Source organism: Streptomyces sp. NBC_01012 (assembly GCF_045162755.1).
GTDB lineage: Bacteria > Actinomycetota > Actinomycetes > Streptomycetales > Streptomycetaceae > Streptomyces.
In genome coordinates, this window is the sequence record NZ_CP108688.1 from 2,430,592 (window position 1) to 2,457,489 (window position 26,898).

Annotated in this window: 26 protein-coding genes; 12 read left to right on the forward strand and 14 right to left on the reverse strand. The window is 70.4% G+C overall.

The annotated features are described in order from the left end of the window. Window positions 1-73: 73 nt before the first annotated feature. Window positions 74-3,895: a multifunctional oxoglutarate decarboxylase/oxoglutarate dehydrogenase thiamine pyrophosphate-binding subunit/dihydrolipoyllysine-residue succinyltransferase subunit gene (locus tag OG623_RS10560; RefSeq protein WP_406145993.1), complete on the forward strand. Its 3,822-nt coding sequence runs from the start codon at window positions 74-76 to the stop codon at window positions 3,893-3,895. 103 nt (window positions 3,896-3,998) lie between these two features. Further along, window positions 3,999-4,178, forward strand: coding sequence for a DUF6104 family protein (locus OG623_RS10565; RefSeq protein ID WP_362892168.1), 180 nt, complete (start codon window positions 3,999-4,001; stop codon window positions 4,176-4,178). On the opposite strand, the gene OG623_RS10570 is transcribed toward OG623_RS10565, so the two are convergent. Beyond that, window positions 4,179-5,051 (reverse strand): hypothetical protein, encoded by an 873-nt coding sequence (locus OG623_RS10570; protein ID WP_406145994.1) that lies wholly within the window; start codon window positions 5,049-5,051, stop codon window positions 4,179-4,181. Window positions 5,052-5,235: 184 nt separating this feature from the next. On the opposite strand from OG623_RS10570, the gene OG623_RS10575 reads away from it, so the two are divergent. Together OG623_RS10575 and OG623_RS10580 are read left to right on the forward strand one after the other, a co-directional pair. After that, window positions 5,236-6,093: a DUF4097 family beta strand repeat-containing protein gene (locus tag OG623_RS10575; RefSeq protein ID WP_406145995.1), complete on the forward strand. Its 858-nt coding sequence runs from the start codon at window positions 5,236-5,238 to the stop codon at window positions 6,091-6,093. A gap of 1 nt (window position 6,094) precedes the next feature. Next, on the forward strand, window positions 6,095-7,075 hold the full coding sequence (locus OG623_RS10580; RefSeq protein ID WP_406145996.1) for a helix-turn-helix transcriptional regulator: 981 nt from the start codon (window positions 6,095-6,097) through the stop codon (window positions 7,073-7,075). A gap of 98 nt (window positions 7,076-7,173) precedes the next feature. Here OG623_RS10580 and OG623_RS10585 read toward each other — a convergent pair whose 3' ends face one another. From OG623_RS10585 to OG623_RS10595, 3 genes are all read right to left on the reverse strand, one after another. Continuing rightward, the gene (locus OG623_RS10585; protein ID WP_406145997.1) at window positions 7,174-7,710 is read right to left on the reverse strand and encodes a GNAT family N-acetyltransferase; all 537 of its coding nucleotides are present in this window, start codon (window positions 7,708-7,710) and stop codon (window positions 7,174-7,176) included. Window positions 7,711-7,718: 8 nt separating this feature from the next. Next, window positions 7,719-8,684, reverse strand: coding sequence for a zinc-binding dehydrogenase (locus tag OG623_RS10590; RefSeq protein WP_406145998.1), 966 nt, complete (start codon window positions 8,682-8,684; stop codon window positions 7,719-7,721). Window positions 8,685-8,912: 228 nt separating this feature from the next. Further along, on the reverse strand, window positions 8,913-10,148 hold the full coding sequence (locus OG623_RS10595) for an NADP-dependent malic enzyme (RefSeq protein ID WP_406145999.1): 1,236 nt from the start codon (window positions 10,146-10,148) through the stop codon (window positions 8,913-8,915). Between the two features lie 523 nt (window positions 10,149-10,671). Between OG623_RS10595 and OG623_RS10600 the strand changes: the two genes are divergently transcribed. From OG623_RS10600 to OG623_RS10610, 3 genes are read left to right on the forward strand one after another with little or no spacing between them, the layout of a single operon-like run. Further along, window positions 10,672-11,637: an ABC transporter substrate-binding protein gene (locus OG623_RS10600; RefSeq protein ID WP_406146000.1), complete on the forward strand. Its 966-nt coding sequence runs from the start codon at window positions 10,672-10,674 to the stop codon at window positions 11,635-11,637. 27 nt (window positions 11,638-11,664) lie between these two features. After that, the gene (locus OG623_RS10605) at window positions 11,665-12,633 is read left to right on the forward strand and encodes an amino acid ABC transporter permease (protein ID WP_406146001.1); all 969 of its coding nucleotides are present in this window, start codon (window positions 11,665-11,667) and stop codon (window positions 12,631-12,633) included. Further along, window positions 12,630-13,391 (forward strand): amino acid ABC transporter ATP-binding protein, encoded by a 762-nt coding sequence (locus OG623_RS10610; protein WP_406146002.1) that lies wholly within the window; start codon window positions 12,630-12,632, stop codon window positions 13,389-13,391. Before OG623_RS10605 ends, OG623_RS10610 begins: the two co-directional genes overlap by 4 nt. A 98-nt stretch (window positions 13,392-13,489) precedes the next feature. On the opposite strand, the gene OG623_RS10615 is transcribed toward OG623_RS10610, so the two are convergent. Then, entirely contained in the window at window positions 13,490-14,251 is a 762-nt protein-coding gene (locus OG623_RS10615) for a class I SAM-dependent methyltransferase (protein WP_406146003.1), read from the reverse strand. A gap of 88 nt (window positions 14,252-14,339) precedes the next feature. On the opposite strand from OG623_RS10615, the gene OG623_RS10620 reads away from it, so the two are divergent. Further along, entirely contained in the window at window positions 14,340-14,969 is a 630-nt protein-coding gene (locus OG623_RS10620; RefSeq protein ID WP_406146004.1) for a CGNR zinc finger domain-containing protein, read from the forward strand. Here the strand turns inward: OG623_RS10620 and sodX are convergent. After that, window positions 14,873-15,310 carry a nickel-type superoxide dismutase maturation protease gene (gene sodX / locus OG623_RS10625; protein WP_406146005.1) on the reverse strand — a complete coding sequence of 146 codons (438 nt, stop codon included), beginning with the start codon at window positions 15,308-15,310 and terminating at the stop codon, window positions 14,873-14,875. The genes OG623_RS10620 and sodX overlap by 97 nt on opposite strands. Before the next feature lie 181 nt (window positions 15,311-15,491). Between sodX and sodN the strand changes: the two genes are divergently transcribed. Further along, window positions 15,492-15,887, forward strand: a complete 396-nt coding sequence (sodN, locus tag OG623_RS10630) for a superoxide dismutase, Ni (protein ID WP_014154121.1) — start codon at window positions 15,492-15,494, stop codon at window positions 15,885-15,887. Window positions 15,888-16,072: 185 nt separating this feature from the next. Next, window positions 16,073-16,711: an SET domain-containing protein-lysine N-methyltransferase gene (locus tag OG623_RS10635; protein ID WP_406146006.1), complete on the forward strand. Its 639-nt coding sequence runs from the start codon at window positions 16,073-16,075 to the stop codon at window positions 16,709-16,711. A 45-nt stretch (window positions 16,712-16,756) separates the two neighbouring features. On the opposite strand, the gene OG623_RS10640 is transcribed toward OG623_RS10635, so the two are convergent. The 3 genes from OG623_RS10640 to OG623_RS10650 form a co-directional block, all read right to left on the reverse strand. Further along, on the reverse strand, window positions 16,757-17,638 hold the full coding sequence (locus OG623_RS10640) for an SDR family oxidoreductase (RefSeq protein WP_406146007.1): 882 nt from the start codon (window positions 17,636-17,638) through the stop codon (window positions 16,757-16,759). Beyond that, window positions 17,635-18,000: a DUF952 domain-containing protein gene (locus OG623_RS10645; RefSeq protein ID WP_406146008.1), complete on the reverse strand. Its 366-nt coding sequence runs from the start codon at window positions 17,998-18,000 to the stop codon at window positions 17,635-17,637. The genes OG623_RS10640 and OG623_RS10645 overlap by 4 nt, the downstream gene beginning before the upstream one ends. A gap of 169 nt (window positions 18,001-18,169) precedes the next feature. After that, window positions 18,170-19,123 (reverse strand): LysR substrate-binding domain-containing protein, encoded by a 954-nt coding sequence (locus OG623_RS10650; protein ID WP_406146009.1) that lies wholly within the window; start codon window positions 19,121-19,123, stop codon window positions 18,170-18,172. A gap of 258 nt (window positions 19,124-19,381) precedes the next feature. Between OG623_RS10650 and snpA the strand changes: the two genes are divergently transcribed. Continuing rightward, a complete protein-coding gene (snpA, locus tag OG623_RS10655; protein WP_406146010.1) occupies window positions 19,382-20,053 on the forward strand; it encodes a snapalysin in 672 nt (223 codons plus the stop codon). 114 nt (window positions 20,054-20,167) lie between these two features. On the opposite strand, the gene OG623_RS10660 is transcribed toward snpA, so the two are convergent. The 4 genes from OG623_RS10660 to OG623_RS10675 form a co-directional block, all read right to left on the reverse strand. Continuing rightward, the gene (locus OG623_RS10660; RefSeq protein ID WP_406146011.1) at window positions 20,168-20,836 is read right to left on the reverse strand and encodes a DUF6304 family protein; all 669 of its coding nucleotides are present in this window, start codon (window positions 20,834-20,836) and stop codon (window positions 20,168-20,170) included. Between the two features lie 80 nt (window positions 20,837-20,916). Beyond that, a complete protein-coding gene (locus OG623_RS10665) occupies window positions 20,917-21,510 on the reverse strand; it encodes a GNAT family N-acetyltransferase (protein WP_406146012.1) in 594 nt (197 codons plus the stop codon). Between the two features lie 102 nt (window positions 21,511-21,612). Further along, window positions 21,613-22,656 (reverse strand): family 2 encapsulin nanocompartment cargo protein polyprenyl transferase, encoded by a 1,044-nt coding sequence (locus OG623_RS10670; RefSeq protein ID WP_406146013.1) that lies wholly within the window; start codon window positions 22,654-22,656, stop codon window positions 21,613-21,615. Between the two features lie 129 nt (window positions 22,657-22,785). After that, window positions 22,786-24,189: a family 2B encapsulin nanocompartment shell protein gene (locus tag OG623_RS10675; protein ID WP_406146014.1), complete on the reverse strand. Its 1,404-nt coding sequence runs from the start codon at window positions 24,187-24,189 to the stop codon at window positions 22,786-22,788. A gap of 240 nt (window positions 24,190-24,429) precedes the next feature. Here OG623_RS10675 and OG623_RS10680 point away from each other — a divergent pair, with 240 nt between their 5' ends. Then, window positions 24,430-25,440, forward strand: a complete 1,011-nt coding sequence (locus tag OG623_RS10680; RefSeq protein ID WP_406146015.1) for a questin oxidase family protein — start codon at window positions 24,430-24,432, stop codon at window positions 25,438-25,440. A gap of 9 nt (window positions 25,441-25,449) precedes the next feature. On the opposite strand, the gene OG623_RS10685 is transcribed toward OG623_RS10680, so the two are convergent. Then, window positions 25,450-26,811, reverse strand: coding sequence for an FAD-binding oxidoreductase (locus OG623_RS10685; protein ID WP_406151772.1), 1,362 nt, complete (start codon window positions 26,809-26,811; stop codon window positions 25,450-25,452). Between the last annotated feature and the right edge of the window lie 87 nt (window positions 26,812-26,898).

A 26,898-nucleotide genomic window follows, 5' to 3' on the forward strand; every position in this document is an offset into this window, starting at 1 on the left:
TTACGGCTCGGGAGGCGTAGCCTTGATTTCCGCTGTCCATCACCTTGTGAAGCGGAAGAGGGCGGTTGCCGCCGTGTCGTCTCAGTCCCCCAGTAACTCGAGCATCTCGACCGAACAAGAAGCAGGATCCGGGTCCAACCCGGCCGCTGCTTTCGGCCCCAATGAGTGGCTAGTCGACGAGATCTACCAGCAGTACCTCCAGGACCCGAATTCGGTCGACCGCGCCTGGTGGGACTTCTTCGCCGACTACAAGCCGGGCACATCCGGCACGGCGGACAAGCCCGTACCCGCAACCGCGGGAGCGGTGACCCCGGCCCCGGCCACCACCGCCGCGAACACCGTGAACAACACCGCTCCGGCCAGGACCACGGCCGCCGCACCGGCCGCGCCCCCGGCCGCCCCGGCCAAGCCCGCGGCGGCCGCTCCGGCAGCTCCCGCGAAGGCTCCGGCCGCCCCCGCCAAGGCCGCTCCGGCGAAGGCGGCCCCTGCCCCCGCCGCCAAGGCGGACGCCACGGCCGAGGCCCCCGCAGGCCCGGAGTACGTGACGCTGCGCGGCCCCTCGGCCGCCGTCGCGAAGAACATGAACGCCTCCCTGGAGCTCCCGACGGCCACGTCGGTCCGCGCCGTGCCGGTGAAGCTGCTCTTCGACAACCGCATCGTCATCAACAACCACCTGAAGCGCGCGCGCGGCGGGAAGATCTCGTTCACGCACCTCATCGGGTACGCGATGGTGCAGGCCCTCAAGGCCATGCCGTCGATGAACCACTCCTTCGCGGTGAAGGACGGCAAGCCGACCCTCGTCAAGCCCGAGCACGTCAACCTCGGTCTGGCCATCGACCTGGTGAAGCCGAACGGCGACCGCCAGCTGGTCGTCGCGGCCATCAAGAAGGCCGAGACGCTCAACTTCTTCGAGTTCTGGCAGGCCTACGAGGACATCGTCCGCCGTGCCCGCGTCGGCAAGCTCGGCATGGACGACTTCTCCGGTGTCACCGCCTCGCTGACCAACCCCGGCGGCATCGGCACCGTCCACTCGGTGCCCCGCCTGATGCCCGGACAGGGCCTCATCATGGGCGTCGGCGCGATGGACTACCCGGCGGAGTTCCAGGGCACCTCGCAGGACACCCTGAACAAGCTCGGTATCTCGAAGGTCATGACCCTGACCTCGACGTACGACCACCGGGTCATCCAGGGCGCCGCGTCCGGCGAGTTCCTCCGTGTCCTGTCCCAGCTGCTGCTCGGCGAGAACGACTTCTACGACGAGATCTTCAAGGCGCTCCGCATCCCCTACGAGCCGGTCCGCTGGCTCAAGGACATCGACGCCTCGCACGACGACGACGTCACCAAGGCCGCGCGGGTCTTCGAGCTGATCCACTCCTACCGGGTCCGCGGCCACGTCATGGCCGACACCGACCCGCTGGAGTACCGCCAGCGCAAGCACCCCGACCTGGACATCACCGAGCACGGCCTCACCCTGTGGGACCTGGAGCGGGACTTCGCGGTCGGCGGCTTCGCCGGCAAGACGATGATGAAGCTCCGCGACATCCTCGGCGTCCTGCGTGAGTCGTACTGCCGCACCACCGGCATCGAGTTCATGCACATCCAGGAGCCGAAGGAGCGCAAGTGGCTCCAGGACCGGGTGGAGCGTCCGCGTCCGGCCCCGGAGCGCGAGGAGCAGCTGCGGATCCTGCGCCGCCTCAACGCCGCCGAGGCGTTCGAGACGTTCCTGCAGACCAAGTACGTCGGCCAGAAGCGCTTCTCGCTGGAGGGCGGCGAGTCCGTCATCCCGCTGCTCGACGCGGTCATCGACTCCGCCGCCGAGTCGCGCCTGGACGAGGTCGTCATCGGCATGGCCCACCGCGGCCGGCTGAACGTCCTGGCGAACATCGTCGGCAAGTCGTACGCACAGATCTTCCGCGAGTTCGAGGGCAATCTCGACCCCCGGTCGATGCACGGCTCCGGTGACGTCAAGTACCACCTGGGCGCCGAGGGCACCTTCACCGGTCTGGACGGCGAGCAGATCAAGGTCTCGCTGGCCGCCAACCCCTCGCACCTGGAGGCGGTCGACCCGGTCCTGGAGGGCATCGCCCGCGCCAAGCAGGACATCATCAACAAGGGCGGTACGGACTTCACGGTCCTGCCCGTCGCGCTCCACGGCGACGCGGCCTTCGCGGGCCAGGGCGTCGTCGCCGAGACGCTCAACATGTCGCAGCTGCGCGGCTACCGCACCGGCGGCACCGTGCACGTGGTGATCAACAACCAGGTCGGCTTCACCGCCGCCCCCGAGTCCTCGCGCTCCTCGATGTACGCCACGGACGTGGCCCGCATGATCGAGGCGCCGATCATCCATGTCAACGGCGACGACCCGGAGGCCGTGGTGCGTGTCGCGCGCCTCGCCTTCGAGTACCGGCAGACGTTCAACAAGGACGTCGTCATCGACCTCATCTGCTACCGCCGCCGCGGTCACAACGAGGGCGACAACCCGGAGTTCACCAACCCGCAGATGTACACCCTGATCGACAAGAAGCGCTCGGTGCGCAAGCTCTACACCGAGTCCCTCATCGGTCGCGGCGACATCACGCTGGAAGAGGCGGAGCAGGCGCTCCAGGACTTCCAGGGCCAGCTGGAGAAGGTGTTCGCCGAGGTCCGTGAGGCCACATCGGCGCCGGCCCAGCCGCACGTCCCGGACGTCCAGGCCGAGTTCCCGGTCGCCGTGACCACCGCGGTGTCCTCGGAGGTCGTGAAGCTGGTCGCCGAGTCGCAGGTGAACATCCCCGACGGGATCACCGTCCACCCGCGCCTCCTGCCGCAGATGCAGCGCCGCGCCGCCTCCGTGGAGAACGGCACGATCGACTGGGGCATGGGCGAGACCCTGGCCATCGGCTCGCTGCTCATGGAGGGCACCCCGGTCCGGCTCGCCGGCCAGGACACCCGCCGTGGCACGTTCGGCCAGCGTCACGCCGTTCTCGTCGACCAGAAGACCGGCGAGGACTACACCCCGCTGCTCTACCTCTCCGACGACCAGGCCCGTTACAACGTCTACGACTCGCTGCTCAGCGAGTACGCGGCGATGGGCTTCGAGTACGGCTACTCGCTGGCCCGTCCGGAGTCCCTGGTCATCTGGGAGGCCCAGTTCGGTGACTTCGTCAACGGCGCGCAGACCGTCGTGGACGAGTTCATCTCCTCGGCCGAGCAGAAGTGGGGCCAGACGTCCGGCGTCACCCTGCTCCTCCCCCACGGCTACGAGGGCCAGGGCCCGGACCACTCGTCCGCCCGCCCGGAGCGTTTCCTGCAGATGTGCGCGCAGGACAACATGACGGTCGCGATGCCGACCCTCCCCTCCAACTACTTCCACCTTCTGCGGTGGCAGGTGCACAACCCGCACCACAAGCCGCTGATCGTCTTCACGCCGAAGTCGATGCTCCGCCTCAAGGCGGCGGCGTCGAAGGTGGAGGAGTTCACCACGGGCGGCTTCCGTCCGGTCATCGGCGACGACTCGGTCAAGGCCGAGGACGTCCGCAAGGTCGTCTTCGTCTCCGGCAAGCTCTACTACGACCTGGACGCGGAGCGCGAGAAGCGCGGTGACAACGAGACGGCGATCATCCGGCTCGAGCGTCTGTACCCGCTGCCGGGTGCGGAGATCCAGGCCGAGATCGCCAAGTACCCGAACGCCGAGAAGTACCTCTGGGCCCAGGAGGAGCCGGCGAACCAGGGTGCCTGGCCGTTCATCGCGCTCAACCTGATCGACCACCTGGACCTGGCCGTCGGTTCGGACGTCCCGCACGGTGAGCGTCTGCGCCGCATCTCGCGTCCGCACGGCTCGTCCCCTGCTGTCGGCTCGGCCAAGCGCCACCAGGCCGAGCAGGCACAGCTGGTCGCCGAGGTCTTCGAGGCCTGATCAGCGGCTGTACAGCACCGGACGGCCCGGCTTTCGCGAGCATCTCGCGGGGCCGGGCCATCCGGCTTCCGGGCCTCGTTGTCCTGGTCGTTATTCTGGTCGCATGTACTTCACGGACCGTGGCATCGAGGAACTGGAGAAGCGGCGCGGCGAGGAGGAGGTCACCTTCGAGTGGCTCTCCGAGCAGCTCCGTACGTTCGTCGACCTCAACCCCGACTTCGAGGTCCCCGTCGAGCGCCTCGCGACCTGGCTGGCCCGGCTGGACGACGACGAGGACGAGTAGTCACCGCCCGTTGTCCCTGAACCGGTTGTCCTTGAACCGGTTGTCCTTGAACCGGTTGTCCCTGAACCGGTTGTACGCGAGCCCCAGCACGCCCTGCACGAGCAGGACAAGACCGGCGGTGATCCAGCCGGCACTGCGCCTGCGCGCGCCCCACAGGGTCAGCGGCAGGCCTGCGGCGACCTGTGCCGATGCCACCACGCGGGCCCTCGGGCCGAGTACCCAGGGGCCGAGGCTGCCGCTCTCGACGGCGTCGAGTTCCACACGCACCGCATCGCGCCAGCCGGCCCATTCGACCTGCTCCGCCTCCGGATGGATGCCGGCCACCGAACGCAGCCGGTCGGCGGGCTCGCCCGGGGTGAGCCCCGGCGGCATCTCCACCCCGGTCCGGGTGAGCACCGTGAGCAGTCCGCGCAGCCTGGCGTCTCCGTCCGCGTCCGGGTCGTCGCGGGTGAGCGCCTCCAGCTCCTGAACGTCCAGGACCGGGTCGAGGCCCAGCCGGATGGCGGACGTCCGCATGGCCTCCTCCTCGGCGGCGGGGGTGCCGTCGGCGAGCCAGATGTAGCCGACGGGGCGGCGGAAGCCCGAGGCGAGCGTGTAGCCGGACCGGTCGCCGTCCCACCACAGGGCGAGCACCGGCCAGGTGGAGCCCACGGCGAGGGCGGTGGCCCAGCCTCCGACGACCCGGTCCACGGGCTCGGCCGTACCGTCGGCGGAGCCTGTGGACCGCCAGGGCTTCCCCTCGGGTACGAGCACGCTCCAGCCGTCCCCGGCGGGCACGAGCAGCATGCGCTCCTGCAGAAGATGGGCCACGGGCCGTACGGTCTCGGGGTCGGCCCGGCAGAGGAGCAGGGCGCCCACGGATGTCGCGGTCATGCCTCTCACGCTAAGGCAATTCACCCAGATATGACCCATTTACGATCCGCGCCCCCTCACCCCGCCGCCACCCCACCCCCTGGGCATCCATTCGATTCTTCTTGACTTCTCCCATCCGCGATATATCGTGTTCTCAAGAAGACGCGATATGTTGCGTCACGCCACCCAGTGGGAGGTCAGACCCATGCCCGAGTCGACGTGGACCGTCGCCGAGCCTCAGAAGCTCACCTTCGACGAGCCCGTGACAGCACTCAATGTGCGCATCGTCGACGGCATGATCAATGTCGTCGGCACCGATGAACCGACCGCCCGTCTTGAGGTGTCCGCGATCGAGGGACCGCCGCTGGTCGTGACCCTGGAGGGCGGCGTCCTCACCGTCGCCTACGAGGATCTGCCGTGGCAGGGCCTGCTCACCTGGCTCGACCGGCGCAGTCCGCGCCGCAGCGCCACCGTCTCGGTGGCCGTACCGGCCGGCGCGGCGGTGGAGGTAGGGGCCATCGGAGCCGATGCCGTGGTCTCGGGGATCCAGGGACGCACCGAGCTGCGGGGCATCTCGGGCGACAGCACCCTGGTGGGCCTCTCCGGTGTCGTCCGGGCCGAGACCGTGTCCGGCGGCCTCGAGGCCCAGAATGTCACCGGTGACCTGCGCTTCCAGTCCGTGTCGGGTGATCTGACGGTCGTCGAGGGCGCCGGCACCTCGGTCAGGGCCGAGTCGGTCACCGGGCACATGGTGCTCGATCTCGACACCTCGCCGAAGCCGACGGACATCAGGCTGGTCTCGGTCTCCGGCGAGATCGCCATCCGGCTTCCGCATCCGGCGGACGCCGAGGTGGAGGCGAACACCGCGAGCGGCACGGTCTCCAATGCCTTCGAGGACCTGCGTGTGGGTGGCCAGTGGGGCGCGAAGAAGATCACCGGCACACTGGGCGCGGGCACGGGGAAGCTGAAGGCGACCACCGTCTCGGGTTCGATCGCGCTCTTGCGCCGACCACCCGCCCAGGACCACGCGTACGATGCCGAGCCGACCGGAAAGGTGCTCTGAGATGGCCCCCGTATTCGCCCATGGCCGCCTGCGCCTGTATCTCCTCAAGCTGCTGGACGAGGCACCCCGCCATGGATATGAGGTGATCCGGCTTCTGGAGGAGCGCTTCCAGGGGCTCTACGCCCCCTCGGCGGGCACGGTGTATCCGCGGCTGGCCAAGCTGGAGGCGGAGGGCCTCGTCACCCACGCCACCGAAGGCGGCCGCAAGGTCTACTCCATCACCGACGCCGGGCGGGCCGAGCTCGCGGGCCGCGGCGGCGAACTGGCCGATCTGGAGCTGGAGATCCGCGAGTCGGTCTCCGAGCTGGCCGCCGAGATCCGTGACGACGTGCGCGGCGCGGCCGGCCAGCTCCGCAGCGAGATGCGCGCGGCGGCCTCCGAGTCCCGCCACACCACGGGCGGCAAGGGCGGCTGGGACGCCGGCATCGGGGACAAGGAGGCCTGGCGCTCGGCGAAGGAAGAGCTGCGCAAGGCCAAGCACGAGTGGAAGGAGCAGGCCCGGCGGGCGAAGGACGAGTCCCGCAGAGCCCGCGAGGAGGCCGCACAGGCCCGCCGCCAGGCCAAGGAAGCTCACGAGAGGGCCCGGGAGCAGATGCAGAACGCCGCGCGTCAGGTACAGGAGCACTTCGCGCGGGGCGACTGGCCCACAGGGGTGCGCGACGGACTGGCGGAGATCACGGGCCAGCTGGGCAACTTCGCCAGGACGGGCACCTGGCCCGTGTACAGCCGCCCCGCACCCGGTGAGCCGGACATCGAATGGGCCGCCGACGCCGCGTCCACCGGCGACCCGGTTCGCGACCTGGACCGCCTGCTGGACCGCTTCCGCGACGACATCCGTGACGCTGCCCGGGACCACGGCGTCACCGATGATCAGCTCTCGGAGGCGCGCTACCACCTGGCCTCCGCCGCGACACAGATCGAGGCGCTGCTGCGTACACCGGTCGACAAGCTGAAGAAGACCACCGACCCGGACACACCCTGACGGCCCCGCCCTGATCCCCCAGGCGAGCGTCCGGCCGGAGAATCCTCGGCCCGGACGGCCGCCTGTCCGGTCTCAACTCGCCTGTCACTCGGCCCCTGTCAACCGTCGTTGAGGGGGTCGGTGGCGAGGCGGGCGTGACGCTCCACGTCGTACCGGACGTCCCCGTAGCGGAGCTTCTTCCGGTCGATGCCCTCGGGGGCGAAGCCGGCCCGCACCGCCACCGCGCAGGAGGCCGGGTTGTTCGTCCGGTGCCCGAGCTCCAGCCGGTAGAGATCCAGTTCGCCGAAGGCCCAGCGGGCCAGGGCCCGTACGCCCCCGACAGCGATTCCTGTCCCGCGTGCCGTCTCGACGGTCCAGTAGGAGACCCAGCCGGTGTCGTGGACGTGGTTCACCGCCGCCACGGCCACCGAGCCGAGCGGAGCGCCGTCGCGGAGGACCGCCCAGGTGTACGCGCTGCCCGCCGCCCGCTCCCTCTCACGGGCTGCGATCCATTCCAGCGCCTCGGCGACGCTCGTGACGGACCGGCCCGCCTGGCGTGCCATCTCCTCGGGCCCGAAGGCGCTGAGCACCACGGGGGCGTCCTCGGACCGCCAGGGCCTCAGCAACAGCCCTTCGGGCGTATGCAGTTCCCTCACCGGCCGCTTCACGCCGTGGTGAGCACGATCTTCCCGAACAGATCCCCGGCGGCGAGACGCTCGAAGCCCTCGCGGGCCCGGTCCAGCGGCAGGGTCTCGTCGATCACGGGCCGCACACCGGTGGCCGCGCAGAAGGAGAGGAGGTCCTCCAGCTCGTCCTTGGAGCCCATCGTGGATCCGACGATCTTGAGTTCCAGGAAGAAGATCCGGGTCAGTTCGGCGTGCGAGGGCCGGTCGCCGCTGGTGGCACCCGAGATCACCAGGGTGCCGCCGGGCCGCAGTGACTTGACCGAGTGGGACCAGGTCGCCGCTCCGACGGTCTCGATGACGGCGTCGACACGCTTCGGCAGCCGCGCACCGGGCTCGTAGGCCTCGACGGCCCCCAGTTCGACGGCCCGCTTCCGCTTGGCCTCGTCACGGCTGGTGGCGAACATCCGGAGCCCGGCGGCCTTGCCGAGCACGATCGCCGCGGTGGCCACACCGCCTCCCGCGCCCTGCACGAGCACGGAGTCCCCGGGCCGCACACCGGCGTTGGTGAACAGCATCCGATACGCCGTCAGCCAGGCGGTCGGCAGACAGGCGGCCTGCTCGAAGGTGAGTTCCTTCGGCTTGGGCAGCACATTCCAGCTGGGCACGGTGACCTGCTCGGCGAAGGTGCCCTGATAGCGCTCGGTGAGGATGGACCGCGGCTCGTCCGGGCCGACGCCGTGGCCGGTCTGGCCGATGACGGAGTGCAGGACGACCTCGTTGCCGTCCTGGTCGATGCCCGCGGCATCGCAGCCGAGGATCATGGGCAGCTTGTCCTCGGCGAGGCCCACCCCACGCAGGGACCAGAGGTCGTGGTGGTTGAGCGACGCGGCCCTGACCTGGACGGTGGTCCATCCGGGACGGCTCCCGGGCGAGGGGCGTTCGCCCAGCTCAAGTCCGTCGAGGGGCTGGTCACGGTCGATGCGTGCGGCATAGGCGGCGAACATGGCCACGACGATAGGCCGTGACGCGACGTGAGGTAACCGTCCGAGAGTGTGACGCGCACCGCGCCGGCCCGCGGGCCGCCCCGGCCCCCCGGCGTTCGAGGGCCGGGGTCCGGGGCGGAGCCCCGGTTCAGGGAGGGGGCAGGGTGGGGAGCAGGCCCCGCACAGCGGACCCCGCACCCCCACCCCCACTCCCGCGTCCCGCACCGCACACCGGCACGCGGCACCGCGTCAGCGCCGCGCGATCCCCTCCGCCCGGGCGGCCGCCGCCACCGCCGCGGTGACCGCGGGAGCGACCCGCTCGTCGAACGGCGACGGGATCACGTAGTCCGCGGCCAGCTCGTCACCGACGACGTCCGCCAGCGCGTTCGCCGCGGCGATCTTCATGCCCTCGGAGATCCGCGATGCCCGCACCTGGAGCGCGCCCGCGAAGATCCCGGGGAACGCCAGCACGTTGTTGATCTGGTTCGGGTAGTCCGACCGCCCGGTCGCCACCACGGCCGCGTACTTGTGCGCGACATCGGGGTGGACCTCGGGGTTCGGGTTGGCCATGGCGAACACGAACGCACCGGGCGCCATGGACGCCACCGCGGCCTCGGGGACCGTACCGCCGGAGACTCCGATGAAGACGTCCGCGCCGGCCAGCGCCTTCTCCAGCGAGCCGGTGATGCCGGCCCGGTTCGTCAGTTCCGCCAGCTCACGCTTGACGGCCGTGAGGTCGGCGCGGTCGGCGCTGACGACGCCCTTGCGGTCGGCCACGGCGACATCACCGATGCCCGCCTCCAGCAGGAACTTCGCGATGGCCACACCCGCCGCGCCGGCGCCGGAGATCACGCCGCGCAGCTCACCGAGCGTCCGCCCGGACAGCTTCGCCGCGTTGCGCAGGGCCGCGAGGGTCACCACGGCCGTGCCGTGCTGGTCGTCGTGGAAGACGGGGATGTCCAGCCGCTCCTGGAGCTTGCGCTCGATCTCGAAGCACCGGGGCGCCGAGATGTCCTCCAGGTTCACACCGCCGAAGGACGGCGCCAGGCGCACGACGGTGTCGACGATCTCGTCCGCATCGGTCGTCGCGAGCGCGATCGGCACCGCGTCGACCCCGCCGAACTGCTTGAAGAGAATCGCCTTGCCCTCCATCACCGGGAGGGAGGCCTCGGGACCGATGTCCCCCAGGCCGAGGACGGCCGTGCCGTCCGTCACGACGGCGACGACCTGCGACTTCCAGGTGTAGTCGTGCACGAGCTCGGGCTGTTCGGCGATGGCGCTGCACACCTTCGCCACACCGGGCGTGTACGCGAGGGACAGGTCGTCCTTGTCACGGATCGGGACGGTGGCCTGCACGGCCATCTTCCCGCCGCGGTGAAGGGCGAAAGCCTGATCGAAGGGCTCGTCCGCACCGATCGGTCCTGCCGCATCGGCCGTGCCGTGCGTCTTGCTGTCGCTGCGAGGATTGACGATCTCCGCTGCCATGGTATTGACCCCTTAAAGTCTTCATCAGTTGAGGGTGGCCACTCCTGGTTGAGGAGGGGTGGGCGGGCACCGCGTACGTTCCCGGCGCCGAGCGGTTGGACCGCTCCGGCCGGGGAGACACATACGCGCGGGCGCGCCGCACACGCGCCCTGAGCCCCGGATGAGGGGTGTAAAGGTCTTTCTTACCGGACGCACCTGGGCTCTTACGAGTCGGTATCGACTCGGTGACGTGACGCATGACCGAATATCTGGACAAGTCCACTAAGAGTCACAAAGGTCGTCCGTTGGTCGAGACGCACCGGAGATCCTCCGGAGGGACACGCACTTTCCTGCAGATGGTCCGGCCTTGCCATGCCGGTCCGTTGAGGTTCGGGGGTCGCCCGTTACCCGATTTTGACATGGCCAGCCCCCTGATTGGGCGCGTCCGAATGGCAAGATGCCCTAATCACACGAGGTGGCGACACTCGAAGGTGCGTGCGTACCCACCTGGCCAGCATTCCCTCACCGCCGGAGGATTCCGATCATGACCGCAAGCACCCTCTGTCGTACGACCGCGAAGTCCCGGATTGCCGCGGTCTGCGCAGTCGCGGTCGCCGGCACCCTGCTGCTGACCGCCTGCGGCGACCAGACCGACAGCGACAGCGATTCGACGAAGCCCGGCGAGGACACCGCCGGGAACAGCGCCCCGCTCTTCGACAAGCTTCCGGAGAAGTACCGGAAGTCCGGTGTCATCAAGGTCGGCACGAACGCCGAGTACGCCCCGATGGAGTCCTCCGAGAACGGCGAGATCATCGGTGTCGACCCCGACATCGCCCAGGCGCTCGGCAAGCAGCTGGGTGTGAAGTTCACCTTCACCTCCGGCTCCTTCGACGGCCTGATCACCGCGCTCAACACGGGCCGCCACGACATCGCCATGTCGTCCATCACGGACACCGTGCAGCGCCAGCAGGGCCTGGACGACAAGGGCAAGAAGCTCGGCAAGGGCGTCGACTTCGTCGACTACTTCCTCGCCGGTACCGCGGTCTACACCAAGAAGGGCAACCCCGAGGGCATCAAGTCCATCGAGGACCTGTGCGGAAAGTCCGCTGCGGTGCAGCGCGGCACCACGTACGAGAAGGCGCTGAACAAGCAGTCCAAGGCCTGCACGGAAGCCGGCAAGAAGGCCGTCAAGATCCAGTCCTTCGAGAACGACACCGAGGCCCAGACCCGGGTGAAGGCCGGTGGCGCCGTCGCCGGTGTCAACGACTATCCGGTGGCCCTGGACCTGGCCCGTAAGGCCAACAACGGCAAGGACTTCGAGGTCGTCGGCGAGCAGGTCGACGCCGGTCCGTTCGGCATCGCCGTGAACAAGGACAACACCGAACTGCGTGACGTGCTCAAGGAGGCCGTGGACGCGATCATCGCGGACGGCTCCTACAAGAAGGTGCTCGACAAGTGGGGTGCCGGCACCGGAGCGATCGACAAGGCCGTCATCAACGGCGGCAAGTGACCGGCGCACCATCGAAGGGCAGTCACCGTGACTGACAAGTTCGCGAAGGTGCCCGGGGGCCCGTCGGCCACGGCCGCACCCGTCCCCGCGGCCACCACCACCGCACCCGAGGCCATCAAGGCGATACCCGTACGGCACTACGGCCGCTGGATCAGCGGCGTGGTCGTCATCGCCCTGATCGGCGTCCTGGTCTTCGCCTTCTCACAGGGCGACGTCCAGTGGCACGCCGTCCGGGACAAGCTGTTCGACGACACCGTCCTCGCGGGGGCGGGCCGTACGCTGATGATCAGCGTGCTCTCCATGGCCGTCGGCGTGATCCTCGGCGTGGTGCTCGCCGTCATGCGGCTCTCCGGTAACCCGGTGACCAGCTGGGTCGCGTGGCTGTACATCTGGTTCTTCCGCGGCACCCCGGTCTACGTCCAGCTGCTGCTCTGGTTCAACCTGGCGCTGATCTTCCCGATCCTCAACATCCCGTTCATCTACAAGGACGAGATGACCGATGTGATGACCCCGTTCATGTGCGCCCTGCTGGGGCTCGCCCTCAACGAGGCCGCGTACATGGCGGAGATCGTCCGGGCGGGCATCCAGTCGGTGGACGAGGGCCAGACCGAGGCCTCGCACGCGCTCGGCATGACCCAGGCGAAGACGATGCGCCGGGTGGTGCTCCCGCAGGCCCTGCGGGTGATCATCCCGCCGACCGGCAACGAGTTCATCAACATGCTGAAGACCTCGTCCCTGGTCTACGCGGTCACCTACAACGAGCTGCTGCGCTCCACCTCGCAGATCGGCTCGACCAGTTACGCGGTGATGGAGATGCTCTTCGTCGCCTCGATCTGGTACATCGTGATGACCAGCGTGTTCAGCGTGGGGCAGTACTACCTGGAGCGTCGCTTCGCCCGGGGCTCGCTGCGGAGTCTGCCGCTCACGCCGTTCCAGCGGATCAAGGCCAATCTCGCCTCCTTCAACAACCGCCCCTCGGGAGGTGTTTCCGCATGACCGCCATGGTGAAGGCCGAGGGCGTCCACAAGTCCTTCGGCCCCGCACACATCCTCAAGGGCATCGACCTGGAGGTCGCCCCGCGCGAGGTCTTCTGTCTGATCGGCCCCTCGGGCTCCGGCAAGTCGACGTTCCTGCGGTGCATCAACCACCTGGAGCAGATCAACGCCGGGCGGCTGTACGTCGACGGGGACCTGGTCGGCTACCGGCAGAAGGGCGACAAGCTCTACGAGCTCAAGGACAGCGAGGTCGCCCTGCAGCGCCGGGACATCGGCATGGTCTTCCAGCGCTTCAACCTGTTCCCGCACATGACGGCTCTGGAGAACGTCATGGAGGCCCCGATCCAGGTCAAGGGCGAGGCCAAGGCCGTCGCCCGGGCCCGCGCCGAGCGGCTCCTCGACCGGGTGGGCCTGTCCGACAAGGCGCGGAGCTATCCGTCCCAGCTCTCCGGCGGACAGCAGCAGCGCGTGGCGATCGCCCGCGCCCTGGCCATGGAGCCGAAGCTGATGCTCTTCGACGAGCCGACGTCGGCCCTCGACCCCGAGCTGGTGGGCGATGTCCTGGACGTCATGCGCGGCCTCGCGGAGGACGGCATGACGATGATCGTCGTCACCCATGAGATGGGCTTCGCCCGCGAGGTCGGCGATGCGCTGGTCTTCATGGACGACGGAGTCGTGGTCGAGTCCGGCCACCCGCGCGACGTCCTGACGGACCCGCAGCACGACCGGACGAAGTCCTTCCTGTCGAAGGTGCTGTAACGCGGTCACGGACGGTGGAGGCCCCGTCCCGGACGGCGGTGGGGAGGGCGGTGCGGACCGGGGTGGTCCGTATCGCCCTCCCCACTGCCGTCGGCGCCTTATTTCACCGCGAGCACCAGGCTGTCCGACGGCGAGGCCCAGACCGCGCGGGCCTCGCCGAAGCCGGCCTCGCGGAGGGTGCGGGCGTGCCAGTGGACGGAGGGCATGTCGCCGTCCGCGTGCTCGCCGTAGATCGCGAACCGCTGGGCGGTGGGCTCCGCGAGCACCGGGTCCTTCGCCATCAGGTCCCACCACTCGCGCCAGTCCACGGCCCCGGCGGCCTTGGCCCGGTCCATGGCCGCGTGCCGGTGGGCGCGTTCGGCGGCGTTGATGCGCGGGGTGTCGGTGTCGATCATGTGGTCCGCGTTCATGAAGACCCCGCCGTCCCTGACCACTCCGGCGACCTGCCCGTACAGGGCGGCGAGCGGCTCGCTGTGCAGCCAGTGCAGGGCGGTGGCGGTGAGCACGGCGTCGTACGACGCGTACGGGAGCCGATCGGTCCAGGCGGCGTCCTTCAGATCGGCGGTGACGAAGGTGGCCCGGTCGTCCCCTTCGAAGGTGCCGCGCGCGATGGCGAGCAGCGCGGGGTCCAGGTCGACACCCGTACTGGAGGCTCCCGGGAACCGCTTGAGGAGGCGGTCCGTGATACTGCCCGTGCCGCACGCCAGGTCCAGCACCCTCGGTTCGGGCCCCACGACGGCCTCTACCATGTCCAGCATCACCCGGAACCGCTCCTCGCGGTCCGGCATGTACCACTCCTGCTGACGGTCCCAGCTCTGCTGCCAGGACTGCCAGTCGGTACCCGTAGCCGCCTCCGCCATGTCACCCTCCACGTAATACCCAGTGTTCGCAATCGACCATTACACTGGTCGACACAGCGACCATAGACCGACGCCGTAAGGACTACAAGTGGAACTGGCCTATTACTCGGATTACGCCGTGCGTCTGGTCAACACCGAGGAGCCGGCCCGTAACAAGGACTCCCTCACCAGCGTCGAGTGCGTGCGCGAGCTGTTCGGCGCCAACGGCCAGGCCGCCCGGCGCGCCACGGACGCCGACGTGACGCGTTTCCGTTCCGTACGAGGCCGGCTGCGCGCGGTGTTCGAGGCGGCGGACGGCGGCGACGAGACGCTCGCGGTCGACCTGCTCAACTCGCTGCTGCTGGAGTTCCCGGTCAGCCCGCAGATCTCCGGGCACGACACCCGGGACGAGGACGGCAAACCGGACTGGCACATGCACCTGGCCGATCATCCGTCGAACGCGACGGCCGGCTTCGCCGCCATCGCCGCGATGGGCCTCGCCTTCCACCTCACCACGCACGGCGTGGACCGGCTCGGCCTGTGCGAGGCCGCTCCGTGCCGCAACGCCTACCTCGACACCTCGACCAACCGCTCGCGGCGCTACTGCTCCGACCGCTGCGCGACCCGCGCCAACGTGGCGGCCTACCGCGCCCGCAAGCGCCTGGCGGCCGACCGCTCCGGGGAGACGCGCCGCACCGCGGACACCGCCCAGCCCAGCAGCCCGAGCACCGACCGCTGATCCTTCCTCAGCGGCCGGTAGCGGGCCCGCACCCGGGCCAGCACGAGCTCCTCGGGCACCGTCCCGTAGTCCGTGCTGTCCCCGCCCGCGTACGAGTTGTCACCCAGCACCCACCATCCGCCGCCGCGTCGCTCGACGGCCCGCTTGACGATCAGCAGGTCCTGCTGGAGCGGGTGACGCAGGATCACCACGTCCCCGGGGCGCACCGGCGCCCCGCGCTGCACGAGCAGCCAGTCCCCGTGGTAGAGCGTGGGCACCATCGACGGCCCCGTCACCTCCACCACGTGGAACGGCTTACGCGCCGCCCGCCCGCTCCACGGCTCCTGTGCTGGTTCCGGCATCTGTGGCACCTCCCGGTCCATCCTCCAGTACAACGGCTGCGCGCACCGCTCCGTATTTTCGGCCACCGGTCCCATCTTCACCCCGGACTTTTGGCCTAAGCCCCAGGGGGCAGCGGCAAAAAGCGGCTTCCCACGGAGTAATGTCCCACCTGAGAAGACGATCACGAGGAAGGACAGCTCCATGCTTTCCCGCCTGTTTGCCCCCAAGGTGAAGGTCAGCGCCCACTGCGACCTGCCCTGCGGCGTGTACGACCCGGCCCAGGCCCGCATCGAGGCCGAGTCCGTCAAGGCCGTCCAGGAGAAGTACCAGGCCAATGAGGACGCGGACTTCCGCACCCGCGCCGTTCTGATCAAGGAACAGCGTGCCGAGCTCGCGAAGCACCACGTCTCGGTGCTCTGGAGCGACTACTTCAAGCCCCCGCACTTCGAGAAGTACCCGGAGCTGCACCAGCTGGTCAACGACACCCTGAAGGCGCTCTCCGCGGCCAAGGGCTCGAACGACCCGGCCACGGGCCAGAAGGCTCTGGACCTGATCGCCCAGATCGACACGATCTTCTGGGAGACCAAGAAGGCCTGACCGAGGGCCGAGCCGTCGTGCCCGTGGTTGTCGCGGGCCGCGCCGGCCACTCGACCGCACCCGGTCCGCGGGCCGCCGAATCCGGCGTCCCCCGCGGGCCGGGTGCGGTCGTCTTCGCCCGGCGGCGGGTGCGCGTAGATCCGCAGCGTGATGACGGCGGACGCGTGTCACTAGGGTATGGCGCTGTGGACGATGTGACTCTTGGCCCCGGTGACCTTGCTGGTACCGGCGTCTACGCCGCGCGCGACTTCGCAGTTGGCGAAGTCGTCCTTTCCTACCAGCTCGAGCCACTCGATGAGGCTGCGTACCTGGCCCTGCCTGCCGGCATGGACATCTTCGTACACAGCTACGGGGGCCGCCGCTACCTCTACCCTGCGCCGGCGCGCTTCGTGAACCACTCCGACGATCCGTCCTGCTACCAGGACTTCGAGCGCGGGTGCGACATCGCACTGCGGTCCATCGCGCAGGGCGAGCGGATCACCATCGACGCGGCCGAGGAGACCTCTCACGAGCTCGGCACCTTTCTCGACGCTTACCGACAGGCACTCCGTGAAGGAACGGGCGAACTCCTCACCGGGTTGGTCGACCGTGATGCCAGTATCTGGCTGGCGGGGAGCGCGGCTCGGGGCAGGGAAGCCTATGCCGCCACGGCGTCCGAGGCCGGATTGGTGTCATGGTCGGAGGTCGAGTGGCTCGTCGGTACCGGGCGTTGGGAGGCACTGTGCTCCGCCGAGGCCGAGACGGCACGGGGCCGCCGGCACCAGACCATGCTCCTCAAGGTCATCGCCGGCAACTGGCAGATCGTCTACCACCATGCCGAGTGACGCGGACGTCTCGATCCGCACGGTCCGAGCGTCCCCGACGAACACCTAGGAGCCCGGCAGCAGATGTCTGTAGCTGTCCGGGTTCTGCTGGAGGTAGGCCGCCAGGTTCTGCGGCGGGCGGCCGGTGAGCGTGTGGACGGCGTCCGAGACCGTGGCCAGCTCTCCCGCCGCGATCGCCTCGTACGAGGTGACCCAGCCCTCCACCTCCCAGTCCTCGGCGCCGTAGTGGGCGCGCGATGCGTAGGCCTCCTGCGGCGTCTCGGCCTCGTACCGGATCGCGCGGCCGGTGCGTCGGCTCAGCTCGGCGGCCGCATCCGCCAGGGTGAACGCCTCCGGGCCGGTGAGGTCGTACGTCGCGCCGTCGTGGGCGTCCGACTCGTCGAGCAGCACCGCTGACGCGGAGTCCGCGATGTCGTCGTGCGAGACGGCCGAGACCCGCCCGTCGCCGCCGGGGCCGCGCAGGACGCCGTCGGCGCCCGTCATCGCCGGGATTCCCCCGAGATACCAGCTGTCCCGCAGAAAGGTGTGGCGTGCGCCGGTCATCCGGATGTGCGCCTCGGTGTGCCAGTGGTCGCGTGCGAAGGTGAACGTCGCGTCGGGCGCGGCGCCGAGGAACGACACGTACACGATGCGTTCGACGCCGGCGGCCAGTGCGGAGTCCACCGCGGTGATCTGGGCCGACACCCGGTCCGGGCTCTCGTGCGCCGAGACGAGGAAGAGGGTGTGCGCGCCGTCGAGGGCGCGCAGCATGGCCGCGCCGTCGGCGTAGTCGGCGGGGGGCGCGGGGTCGGTGCCGATGAGCCGGGGCAGTCGGGACGGGTCACGGCCGAGAAGGCGTACGGGGACCCCGGTCCTGGCCAGCCGCGCGGCCACCCGGCCGCCGACCGCACCGCTCGCACCGGTCACCGCGACGAGTGGGCTGATCATCGGGCCCCGCCTCCCTCGTCCATCGAGCGTCCGGCGTATTCCGCCCAGGGGCGCGCATCGACCACCGCGCTCGTCGGCAACGGTCCATAGATGTGGGGGAACTCCTCGCCGCCTGGCGCCATGGCCTCGTACCGGACGGGCGCGGGGAGCCGGCCGGTGTCGATGACCAGGACCACCAGGCCATCGCCGTCCCCGGGCCCGTACAACGCCCGGGCCACAGCGGGGAGCTGGTGGGGCAGGGAGCAGTGGATGAACCCCTCCTCCCGCAGGGTGCGGCCCCTGGTGGACATCTCGTACGCCCCCGCTCGGCGGGCGGCCTCCCACAGAGGCTCCTCGGTGAGGTGCAGCAGTTGTTCGGTCACCGGACCACGCTAAGGGCTCCCGGGCGCCGTACGGAGCTATCCGGCCCGCGCGTCGGGGCCGGGCGCCGTGCGGAGCTGCCCGGGCCCAGGTGCCGAGGTCGGCACATGGGCCGAGGCTTGCCCATGTTCCGAGGCGGGGCCGCGTCGCCGTGGCCGCGCTTCCCGCCCCTCATGACAGGTGGGCCAGCGGACTGCGGTGGTGCAGCAGCCATCGGTGGTACGCCTCGGCCCGCCGTGCCGCGTCCCGGTACGCCGCCTCCAGCTCCTCGTACACCGCGTCGGTGTGCGCGCCAGGACGGGAGACCAGCAGCAGTCGCACCGCCAGCGGGTCACCGCGCAGCGGGCGGATCGCCATGTCCTCGCGTGGGCCCGAGGTCGGCTGGCACGGGGCGACGGCCTCGCCGAGGACGACCAGGGACGCGGCGGTGAGGTAGTCGCCGTGCAGGACGGGCGGGTCGAGGCCCGCGGCCCCGAGCACCCGGCGCACGCCGTCCCATTCGCCGTCCACCGAGGGGTCGACCATCCACCGGTCACCTGCGAGGTCGTCGAGGTCCACCACCGGTCGTCCGGCTGCCGGATGGTCCCGAGCCAGGGAGATGAACTGCGGTTCCCGCTCCACGAGTACCCGCTGGGTCAGTCCGTCAGGGACGGCGAGCGGAAAGCCCTCCACCTCGTGCACGAAGGCCACGTCGAGCCGGCCGGCCGCCACCGCGCCCAGCAACGCCTTGGCCGAGACATCCACCCGGAGCGAGATGTCGGTTCCGGACAGCCGCACCCGCAGTCCGCGGAGCCAGCCGCCGATGACGCGGCTCGCGGTGGACCCGATACGCAGACGCGGGCCGCCGGCTCTGGCCGCCTCGGCCTCCGCCGTCGCGGCACCGATCAGGGCTGACATGCCGTCCACCAGAGGACGGGCGCGGCTGAGGACCGCGCGTCCCAGGACGGTCGGCCGGCAGCCGGTCCTCTCGCGGCGGAACAGTTCCGCGCCCATGGTCTTCTCGATGCGTTGGAGCTGGGTCGTCAGCGAGGGCTGGCTGACGCCGAGCCGCCGCGCGGCCTGGTGCAGGCTGCCCGTGTCGGCGATGGCGCAGAGCGCCCTGAGGTGTCTCACCTCGAGCTCCATGACGGCGAGCGTATGGCTGTTCGTACGCCGAGCACCAGATGCCCCAACCGCCATCAACCGGGCCGATTCAGGGGGTGTCGGGGCGAGCGGCACGTGCTGATTCTGTGTGCTCCCTGTGCGGGCGATAAGGCGGAGCTATCGGCTGTTGACATCATCCGCTCCGGCCCCGGTCGGCCCGACACTCTGTCCGTACCCCCCCACCCGTTCCCCGTCCGGCCTCCGGACGGGGTTCTTCGGACAGGTAGGAGACCACCCCCCATGCGTCACCCCAGGACAGCTGTCATGTCAGCCGTGGCCGGCCTCGGCCTCGTCGCCGCGCTCGGCGCCACCCCCGCGGTCGCCGCCGCCCCGTCCCACGCTCCCACCGCTCCGGTGACCACGGCGGAGGCCGGCTACGCCGCCTACGCCGGGTCGGCCGAGAACGCCGCGTCGAACAAGGCCTTCTTCGACGCCGTCATGAAGTCGGTCGCCGAGAAGCGAGCCGCGCACCCGGGCGCCCAGGCGGTCACCGTGGTCTACAACGCCTCCAACGCCCCCACCTTCCGGAGCCAGATAGCCAGCTCCGCCAGCATCTGGAACAGCTCGGTCAGCAGCGTCAAGCTGCAGGAGGGGTCGAACGCGGACTTCGACTACCGCGAGGGCAACGACGCCCGGGGCTCGTACGCGAGCACGGACGGACACGGCAGCGGATACGTGTTCCTCGATTACGCCCAGAACCAGCAGTACGACTCGACCCGGGTGACCACTCACGAGACCGGGCATGTGCTGGGGCTTCCGGACCACTACGAAGGCCCGTGCAGCGAGCTCATGTCGGGCGGCGGCCCCGGCCCGTCCTGCACGAACGCTTACCCGAACGCCGCCGAGAGCTCGCGGGTGGACTCCCTCTGGCAGAACGGCCTGGTGGCCGCGCTCGCCAACGCCACGTCCTGACACGCACGTCCCGGCACGCGTGTCCTGACACACGCGTGCCGGGACGCGTCACGTCGTGCGACGGGGCCGTTCCGCATGGGCGGGGCGGCCCCTCGGCCTCGGGGCCGCGCGGCCTCAGGCGAGTTCGAGCGGGAAGGCACCCCGGTGCCCCGTGCCCGCGCCGTGCGCCGGACGGGGTTCGAACTCCCGGCAGCTCCATATCTCCTGGACGAATCCGGTGCGCCGGTCCCAGAGGCCGGCGACATCGTCCCCGCCCGCCACATCGCGGTAGGCGTCCTTCGCGCCGCGGAAGCAGGCGAGCCCGCCGGACAGACCGCGGACCGGGGCCGGGAAGTAGTCGGAGAAGGCGCAGGCTATGCAGGTCTGCAGATGTATGTCCGGGGGCAGGATGCGCTGGATCGTGGCCAGCGCGGCGGCGAAGTCACCCTCGGCACGGTTCGACTCGTACACCGCCCCGTCCAGATGGAGCGCCAGGAAGAGATCCGGGTCCGCCCTGCGCAGGGACAGCAGGCAGCTGAGCGTGGTGTGGCGGACCGTGCCGGAGACGAGTACGGGGAGCGGGAGGTCCCACTCCAGGACGCAGTCGTCGAGTACCCCGTCCACCAGGGCGAACAGCCCGTCCGCGACCGGGGGACCCGCCACGGGGGCCAGACGGTCGAAGCTCTCGCCCTCGAAGTCCGTGCCCCGGACGCGGATACGGAGTTGCTGCCCGTCCGTGGTGAGAATGACCGCCTCGGAACCCTCGCGATCCCGGTACCAGCCTGCCCACGACTCATCTGTCATGAGCAGGGACTGTAGCCGTGCCCCCGCGTCCTCCCCTCGGCGCCCTCCCCTTCGGCGTCACGGGCGGCCGACCCCCGTCATCAGACCTGGGGCTCACGCCACATGGGCCACATCGGCGGGCCGCCGGGAAGGTCGACGGTCCGCCCCATGAAGGTGAAACCGAGACGCTCGTAGAGTCCGCGGCTGCGCGGGCTGCTGGCCTCCAGATAGGCGGGGGTTCCCTCCCGGTCGCACTGCTCCAGGACCCCTCTCATCAGTGCTTCACCGATCCCCTCCCCCTGGCGCTCCGGGGAGACGCCGATCATCAGCAGATACGCGTGGGCGCGGTCATGGGGATGGACGGCGCCGGTCAGTCTCCCCACCAGCTCGGCCCGTTCGTTGTCCGGGTCCGCGGTCTCCCGCATGAGCGCGGGGGTGTCGTCCTCGCCCTCCGGCGCGCCCGCCGGAACGGAGAGCCACAGGGCCGTCGCCGCGCCGTCCTCCAGGAGGTCCACCCGGCCGTTGTCCAGCGCGACGTCGGCGAAGACACCGAGGAACTTCCCGTGCACCGCGCGCCGGTGGTCCTCGTCGGGAAAGATCCAGCTGCTCACCGGATCGTGGTGGAACGCCTCCTCCAGGATCCGTACGATCCGGTCCCTGTCCCGCTGGTCAGCCTGCCGCACTCGTACGCCCATGACCGGCACCGCCCTCTTCATCCCGTGGAGTTGGTCCTTGGTCCCAACCGACGGACGGAATCCTAGAGTTGAACCTCGGGGCGGGTCACGGGCGGCCCTGTTTCAGTGGGTTCTGCGAGTGACGAATTCGGCCAGGGCCAGCAGATCTCCGGCGCCGGCCGACGCGGGCACCGCGCGGGACAGATGGTGGACGGCCCTGGCCATCCGGTCCGCGGCCGCGGACTGGGCCCAGTCACGCCCACCGGCCCGGTCGACCGCGTCGGCGGCGCTTCTCACCTCCCCCGTCGTCTCCATGGCGCCCTGGTAGAGCGCGGCGAGCTCGGCGGCGGCCGGGGTGTCCGAGGTGAGCGCCGCGACGACTGGAAGGGACTTCTTGTGGGCGGTCAGATCCGCCCCCACCGGTTTGCCCGTGCGGGACGTGTCACCCCAGATACCGATCAGGTCGTCGATGAGCTGGAAGGCGAGACCCGCCTCCCGGCCGAAGCCGTCCATGGCGCGGACCGCGTGTTCCCCCGCTCCGGCGTAGAGCGCGCCGAGGGCGCAGGCGCAGCCGAGCAGGGCTCCGGTCTTGGCCATGGCCATGGCCAAGCACTCGTCGAGCGTGACGTCGTCGGGGCCGCGGTCCTCAAGGGCGCAGTCCGCCTGTTGTCCGGCGCAGAGCTCGATGACACAGCTGGAGAGCCGCACCGCGGCCTCTGCGGACGCCGGGTGCGGGTCGTCCGCCAGCAGTCTCATGGCGAGGGAGAGCATGGCGTCACCGGTGATGACGGCGTCGGGCACGCCGAACACCGCCCAGGCCGTGGGCCGGTGCCGTCGGGTGGTGTCCCCGTCGATGACGTCGTCGTGGAGCAGGGTGAAGTTGTGCGCGAGCTCGACGGCGACCGCCGCCCGCATCGCCGTCTCCGGGTCCCCGCCCAGCGCACGGGCGGCGGCCAGCACGAGCGCCGGCCTGATGGCCTTGCCGGCCTGCCCGGAGGCGGGAGTGCCGTCGGCGTTCTGCCAGCCGAAGTGGTAGAGGACGACCCGGCGGATCGCCCCGGGCAGGGTCTCGACGGCCGCTCTGAGGTGCGGGTCGACGGCGTTACGGGTGTGCTCCAGGAGCGCGGCGGCCTTGTGCTCCTCCATCGCGGCATCCGTACCGGTCATGGTCACGGTGACTCCTTCCGGGCGCCACGGGGCGCCTTGGTCGCGGCCTCGGCCTGCCGGGGCCGGGCGGCGGGGGCCGGGGAGCGTCTCGCAACGCGCCCTGCCGCCGCCCGAGCCCCGGGGAGCGCGTCACCGCCAGCGGCTCACCTCCACGTTCTCCAGGACACCGAGGGCGTCCGGGACCAGGATCGCGGCGGAGTAGTACGCGGTGACCAGGTAGGAGATGATCGCCTGCTCGTCGATGCCCATGAAGCGGACCGAGAGGCTCGGCTCCAGCTCGTCGGGGATGCCGGTCTGCTGGAGCCCGACGACGCCCTGTTCCGCCTCACCGGTCCTCATGCAGATGATCGATGTGGTGCGGGCGTCGGTCACCGGGATCTTGTTCGACGGGAAGATCGGCACCCCGCGCCACGCCGGTACATGGTGTCCCCCGACCTCCACACTCTCCGGCACCAGGCCGCGCTTGTTGCACTCGCGGCCGAACGCGGCGATGGCGCGCGGATGGGCGAGGAACAGCTTCGATCCACGCCGCCTCGACAGGAGTTCGTCCATGTCGTCGGGGCTGGGCACCCCGTCGTGCGGCTGGAGCCGCTGTCCGTAGTCGCAGTTGTTGAGGAGGCCGAACTCCCGGTTGTTGATGAGCTCGTGTTCCTGGCGCTCGCGCAGCGCCTCGACGGTGAGCCTCAACTGCTGCTCGGTCTGGTTCATCGGCTGGTTGTAGAGGTCGGCGACCCTGCTGTGGACCTTCAGCACGGTCTGGGCGACGCTCAGTTCGTATTCACGGGGCGCCGACTCGTAGTCGACGTACGTGTGCGGGACGACGCTCTCCCCCACATGTCCCGCGGACAGGTCGATCTCCGCCTCGCCGTAGTGGTTGGTCCGCTGCTGCGGGATGGCGAGCAGCCCGGCGAGATGGTCGCGGAGCGAGTCCGCGCGGGCCGCGAGATTGAGCACGTCCGACCGGCGGAGGGTCAGGAGTGTGCAGGCGGTCACCGCACGGGCCGTGTAGTCCCAGGTCGCGTCGGCGTCGACCAGGACCTGGTCGCCGAAGTACGAGCCGTCGGCGAGGACTCCGAGGACCGTCTCGTCGCCGTAGGGCCCGGTACCGATCTTCTCGATCCTGCCGTGGGCCAGCAGATGGACCCGGTCGGCCGCGTCGCCCGACTGGGCGAGCACCTCGCCGGCCGCGACATCGCGTTGTTCGCACCTGCGCGCCAGCTCGGTCAGGACCTCCTCGTCGCCGAAGTCGCGCAGGGCGGGGAGTTCGCCGAGCTCGGCGGGGATGACCGCGACCCGGTCACCGGTCTGGACGAAGGTCACCCTGCCGTCCCCGACCGAGTAGCTCAGCCGCCGGTTCACCCGGTATGTGCCGCCCTGCACCTGCACCCAGGGCAGCATGCGCAGCAGCCACCGCGAGGTGATCTCCTGCATCTGCGGGGCGGACTTGGTCGTCGTCGCGAGGTTCCGCGCAGCCGCTGTGCCGAGACTCTGCTGCGGCGGCTGCGTGTCGCGAACCTCTTCACCAACGGACATCCGACATCCTCTCGATCATGGGCTGACCTGCGAGAAGCAGACTTCCAGCTGAGGGACACGACGCGCTATTACACAAAAGAGTGTGACTAATCGGGCCGCGGACGGGAACGTTGCCCGCGCCCGGGCGCAACCACGCCTTCCGACCTAGCACTTCAGCCCGCCCGCCGTCCGGGACTTCCGTCCGCCGCCTGGTACTTCCGCCCGTTACACCGCCGCGCACAGCTGCCTAGCGTTCTCACCATGGATACGACAGGCACCCTCGACGAGGCACTCCAGCGGCTGCACACCTCGGGTCCCGAGCGGCTCGGCCGGCTCACCAACCACGCGCCGATGGCCGTCGAAGCCCTCGCCGCCCGCGGCCAGGCGGCAGCCGTGCACCGCTGGCTCGACGTCTACGCGTCCAGGCTCGAGGAGTTCCCGGACCACGTCGCGCCGGTCACGGACGCCGACTGGCACGAGGCCTTGGGCGACCCGCGCCGCGCGGCCGACTGGATCGGATACTTCGGCCGCGAGCTCGCCGAGCACCCCTGGCGCGAGGTGCTCACCCTGTGGTGGCCCCGCCTCCTGCCCGGCATGTACGGCGGATCGACGCACCCCGTGATCCGCGTGGGTCATGCCGTACGCACGCTCCTCGCGGGCGATGCCACCGAACCGCGGCTGACCGAACTCGCCCACGGCCTCGGCTACTGGGCGGCCCGCCACCGTCCCGTCACGGGACTCGTCCCCGTGCCCGGCGCCGAAAGCGCCGAAGCGGCCCTCGACGCCGTGGAGCCCGTCGTCGGACGGACGGGCGGCTTCCCCGCCAGGCTCGACGGCGTCAGGAGTCTGCCGGTGTGGGCCACCGGCGTCACCGACCCGGCCGATGCGCGGCGCCGGCTCACCGAACTGGTCAGGGCGGCCACCCACCGGTACGCCACGCACGGCCATGGCGAGGAGACGATGCTGGTCCACGCCGCCACCGCCCCCAACGCCGTCCTGCGCACCCTCCCCGCACTGCCGCGCGCCCTGTGGGTGCCGAGTCTCCAGGCCGCCTGGACGGCCTCCGCGGCGGTGACCGCCATGTACGCGCCGGACGCCCCGGTGGCGTACGTACCGCCGGGGCGGATCACGGCCGACGAGGTCGTCGAACGGGCCCTGGCGCACGGGGACGAGCACGTCATCAAGCTGACCGACACGGCCCTGGACATCGGCGACGAGCGGGCGCTCGCAGCTGCTCTGCGTGCCGTCGAGCTCAGCGAGCCCTTGCGGTAGGGGGAGCTGTCAGTGCGCCAGCGGCGCTCCCGATACGACGACCTTGCCCGGGTTGAGGATGCCGTGGGGGTCGAGGGCCGCCTTGACCGCACGCTGCATGGCGAGGTTGACCGGGCCCACCTCGCGGTCCATGCCGCCCATCTTCAGGAGCCCGACGCCGTGTTCACCGGTGACCGTGCCGCCGAAGGAGATCGCCGCGTCGAGGATGTCCTCGAAGGCGAGCTGGGCGCGTGCCCTGGCCGCGTCGTCGCCGGGGTCGGTGATGATCAGAGGGTGGAGGTTCCCGTCCCCGGCGTGGGCGATGTTGGCGATGAGGACGTCGTGCGCGCCGGCGATCTCCTCGATGCGCGCCAGCATCCGCGGCACCAGGGACCGCGGCACGACCACGTCCTCGGTGAGTACGGGCCCCAGCCGCTCCAGCGCGGGATAGGCGAGCCGGCGGGCCTGGAACAGCGCGTCCGCCTCCGCCTGGTCGGTGGAGACCTCGGCCCAGGCCGCGCCGGCCTCCGCGAAACAGGCCCGTATCGCCTCGGCCTCGGCATCGCCCGCCGCGCCCGGGGTGTCCACACGGCCGAGCAGGATCGCGTCCGCGTCCGAGGAAAGACCCATGTTCTTCCACTCGTCGACGGCCTTCAGGCAGTGCCGGTCGAGGAGTTCGAGCGCCGAGGGCACGATGCCGGCGGCGGTCACCCGGCTCACCGCGTCCCCCGCGGCGACGACCGAGTCGAAGAAGCCCGCCACCGTGCGCTCGGCGGGCCGCGCGCCACGCAGCTTCACGGTGATCTCGGTGATCACGCCGAGGGTGCCCTCGGAGCCCACGAACAGACCGCACAGGTCGTAGCCGGCGACACCCTTCGCGGTCTGCCTGCCGACCCGCACGGTTTCACCGAGACCGTTGACCGCTTCGAGCCCGAGCACGTAGTCACGGGTCACCCCGTACTTGACGCAGCACATGCCTCCGGCGTTGGTGGCCGTGTTGCCGCCGATGGTCGACCAGGGCGAACTCGCGGGGTCCGGCGGGTACCAGAGGCCCTGCTCGGCACACGCGGCACGCAGATCATCGTTGACGACGCCCGGCTGGACGACGGCGATCCGCTCCACCGGGTCGATGCGCAGGATCCGGTTCATGTCCTCGAAGGAGAGGACCACGGCGCCGTCCACCGCGTTGGCCCCGCCCGAAAGGCCCGTGCCCGCGCCGCGCGGGATCACCGGGATCCGGTGCTCGACGCAGTACGCGACGACGGCCCGCACCTCTTCGGTGTCCTGGGGCCGCACGACGGCCAGGGGCAGCCCCGCAGGGGCCCACTCCGCCTCGTCGTGCGCGTAGCGGCCCAGACTGTCCGGGTCGGTGATGACCTTGTCCGCCGGCATTCCGTCGGCTGCGTTCGGCTTCGGCACGGCCGCTGACCACCTCTCTCGCCCACGCGTACCCCGCATCCGTCGCGAGGCCGCACCCTT

Bases quoted from the DNA above. Each gene is read 5' to 3' on its own strand.
- OG623_RS10565 (WP_362892168.1), top strand. From the start codon at position 3,999: ATGTACTTCACGGACCGTGGCATCGAGGAACTGGAGAAGCGGCGCGGC.
- OG623_RS10570 (WP_406145994.1), bottom strand. From the start codon at position 5,051: ATGACCGCGACATCCGTGGGCGCCCTGCTCCTCTGCCGGGCCGACCCC.
- OG623_RS10575 (WP_406145995.1), top strand. From the start codon at position 5,236: ATGCCCGAGTCGACGTGGACCGTCGCCGAGCCTCAGAAGCTCACCTTC.
- OG623_RS10580 (WP_406145996.1), top strand. From the start codon at position 6,095: ATGGCCCCCGTATTCGCCCATGGCCGCCTGCGCCTGTATCTCCTCAAG.
- OG623_RS10590 (WP_406145998.1), bottom strand. From the start codon at position 8,684: ATGTTCGCCGCCTATGCCGCACGCATCGACCGTGACCAGCCCCTCGAC.
- OG623_RS10595 (WP_406145999.1), bottom strand. From the start codon at position 10,148: ATGGCAGCGGAGATCGTCAATCCTCGCAGCGACAGCAAGACGCACGGC.
- OG623_RS10600 (WP_406146000.1), top strand. From the start codon at position 10,672: ATGACCGCAAGCACCCTCTGTCGTACGACCGCGAAGTCCCGGATTGCC.
- OG623_RS10610 (WP_406146002.1), top strand. From the start codon at position 12,630: ATGACCGCCATGGTGAAGGCCGAGGGCGTCCACAAGTCCTTCGGCCCC.
- OG623_RS10615 (WP_406146003.1), bottom strand. From the start codon at position 14,251: ATGGCGGAGGCGGCTACGGGTACCGACTGGCAGTCCTGGCAGCAGAGC.
- sodX (WP_406146005.1), bottom strand. From the start codon at position 15,310: ATGCCGGAACCAGCACAGGAGCCGTGGAGCGGGCGGGCGGCGCGTAAG.
- sodN (WP_014154121.1), top strand. From the start codon at position 15,492: ATGCTTTCCCGCCTGTTTGCCCCCAAGGTGAAGGTCAGCGCCCACTGC.
- OG623_RS10640 (WP_406146007.1), bottom strand. From the start codon at position 17,638: ATGATCAGCCCACTCGTCGCGGTGACCGGTGCGAGCGGTGCGGTCGGC.
- OG623_RS10650 (WP_406146009.1), bottom strand. From the start codon at position 19,123: ATGGAGCTCGAGGTGAGACACCTCAGGGCGCTCTGCGCCATCGCCGAC.
- snpA (WP_406146010.1), top strand. From the start codon at position 19,382: ATGCGTCACCCCAGGACAGCTGTCATGTCAGCCGTGGCCGGCCTCGGC.
- OG623_RS10660 (WP_406146011.1), bottom strand. From the start codon at position 20,836: ATGACAGATGAGTCGTGGGCAGGCTGGTACCGGGATCGCGAGGGTTCC.
- OG623_RS10665 (WP_406146012.1), bottom strand. From the start codon at position 21,510: ATGGGCGTACGAGTGCGGCAGGCTGACCAGCGGGACAGGGACCGGATC.
- OG623_RS10670 (WP_406146013.1), bottom strand. From the start codon at position 22,656: ATGACCGGTACGGATGCCGCGATGGAGGAGCACAAGGCCGCCGCGCTC.
- OG623_RS10675 (WP_406146014.1), bottom strand. From the start codon at position 24,189: ATGTCCGTTGGTGAAGAGGTTCGCGACACGCAGCCGCCGCAGCAGAGT.
- OG623_RS10680 (WP_406146015.1), top strand. From the start codon at position 24,430: ATGGATACGACAGGCACCCTCGACGAGGCACTCCAGCGGCTGCACACC.
- OG623_RS10685 (WP_406151772.1), bottom strand. From the start codon at position 26,811: ATGCCGGCGGACAAGGTCATCACCGACCCGGACAGTCTGGGCCGCTAC.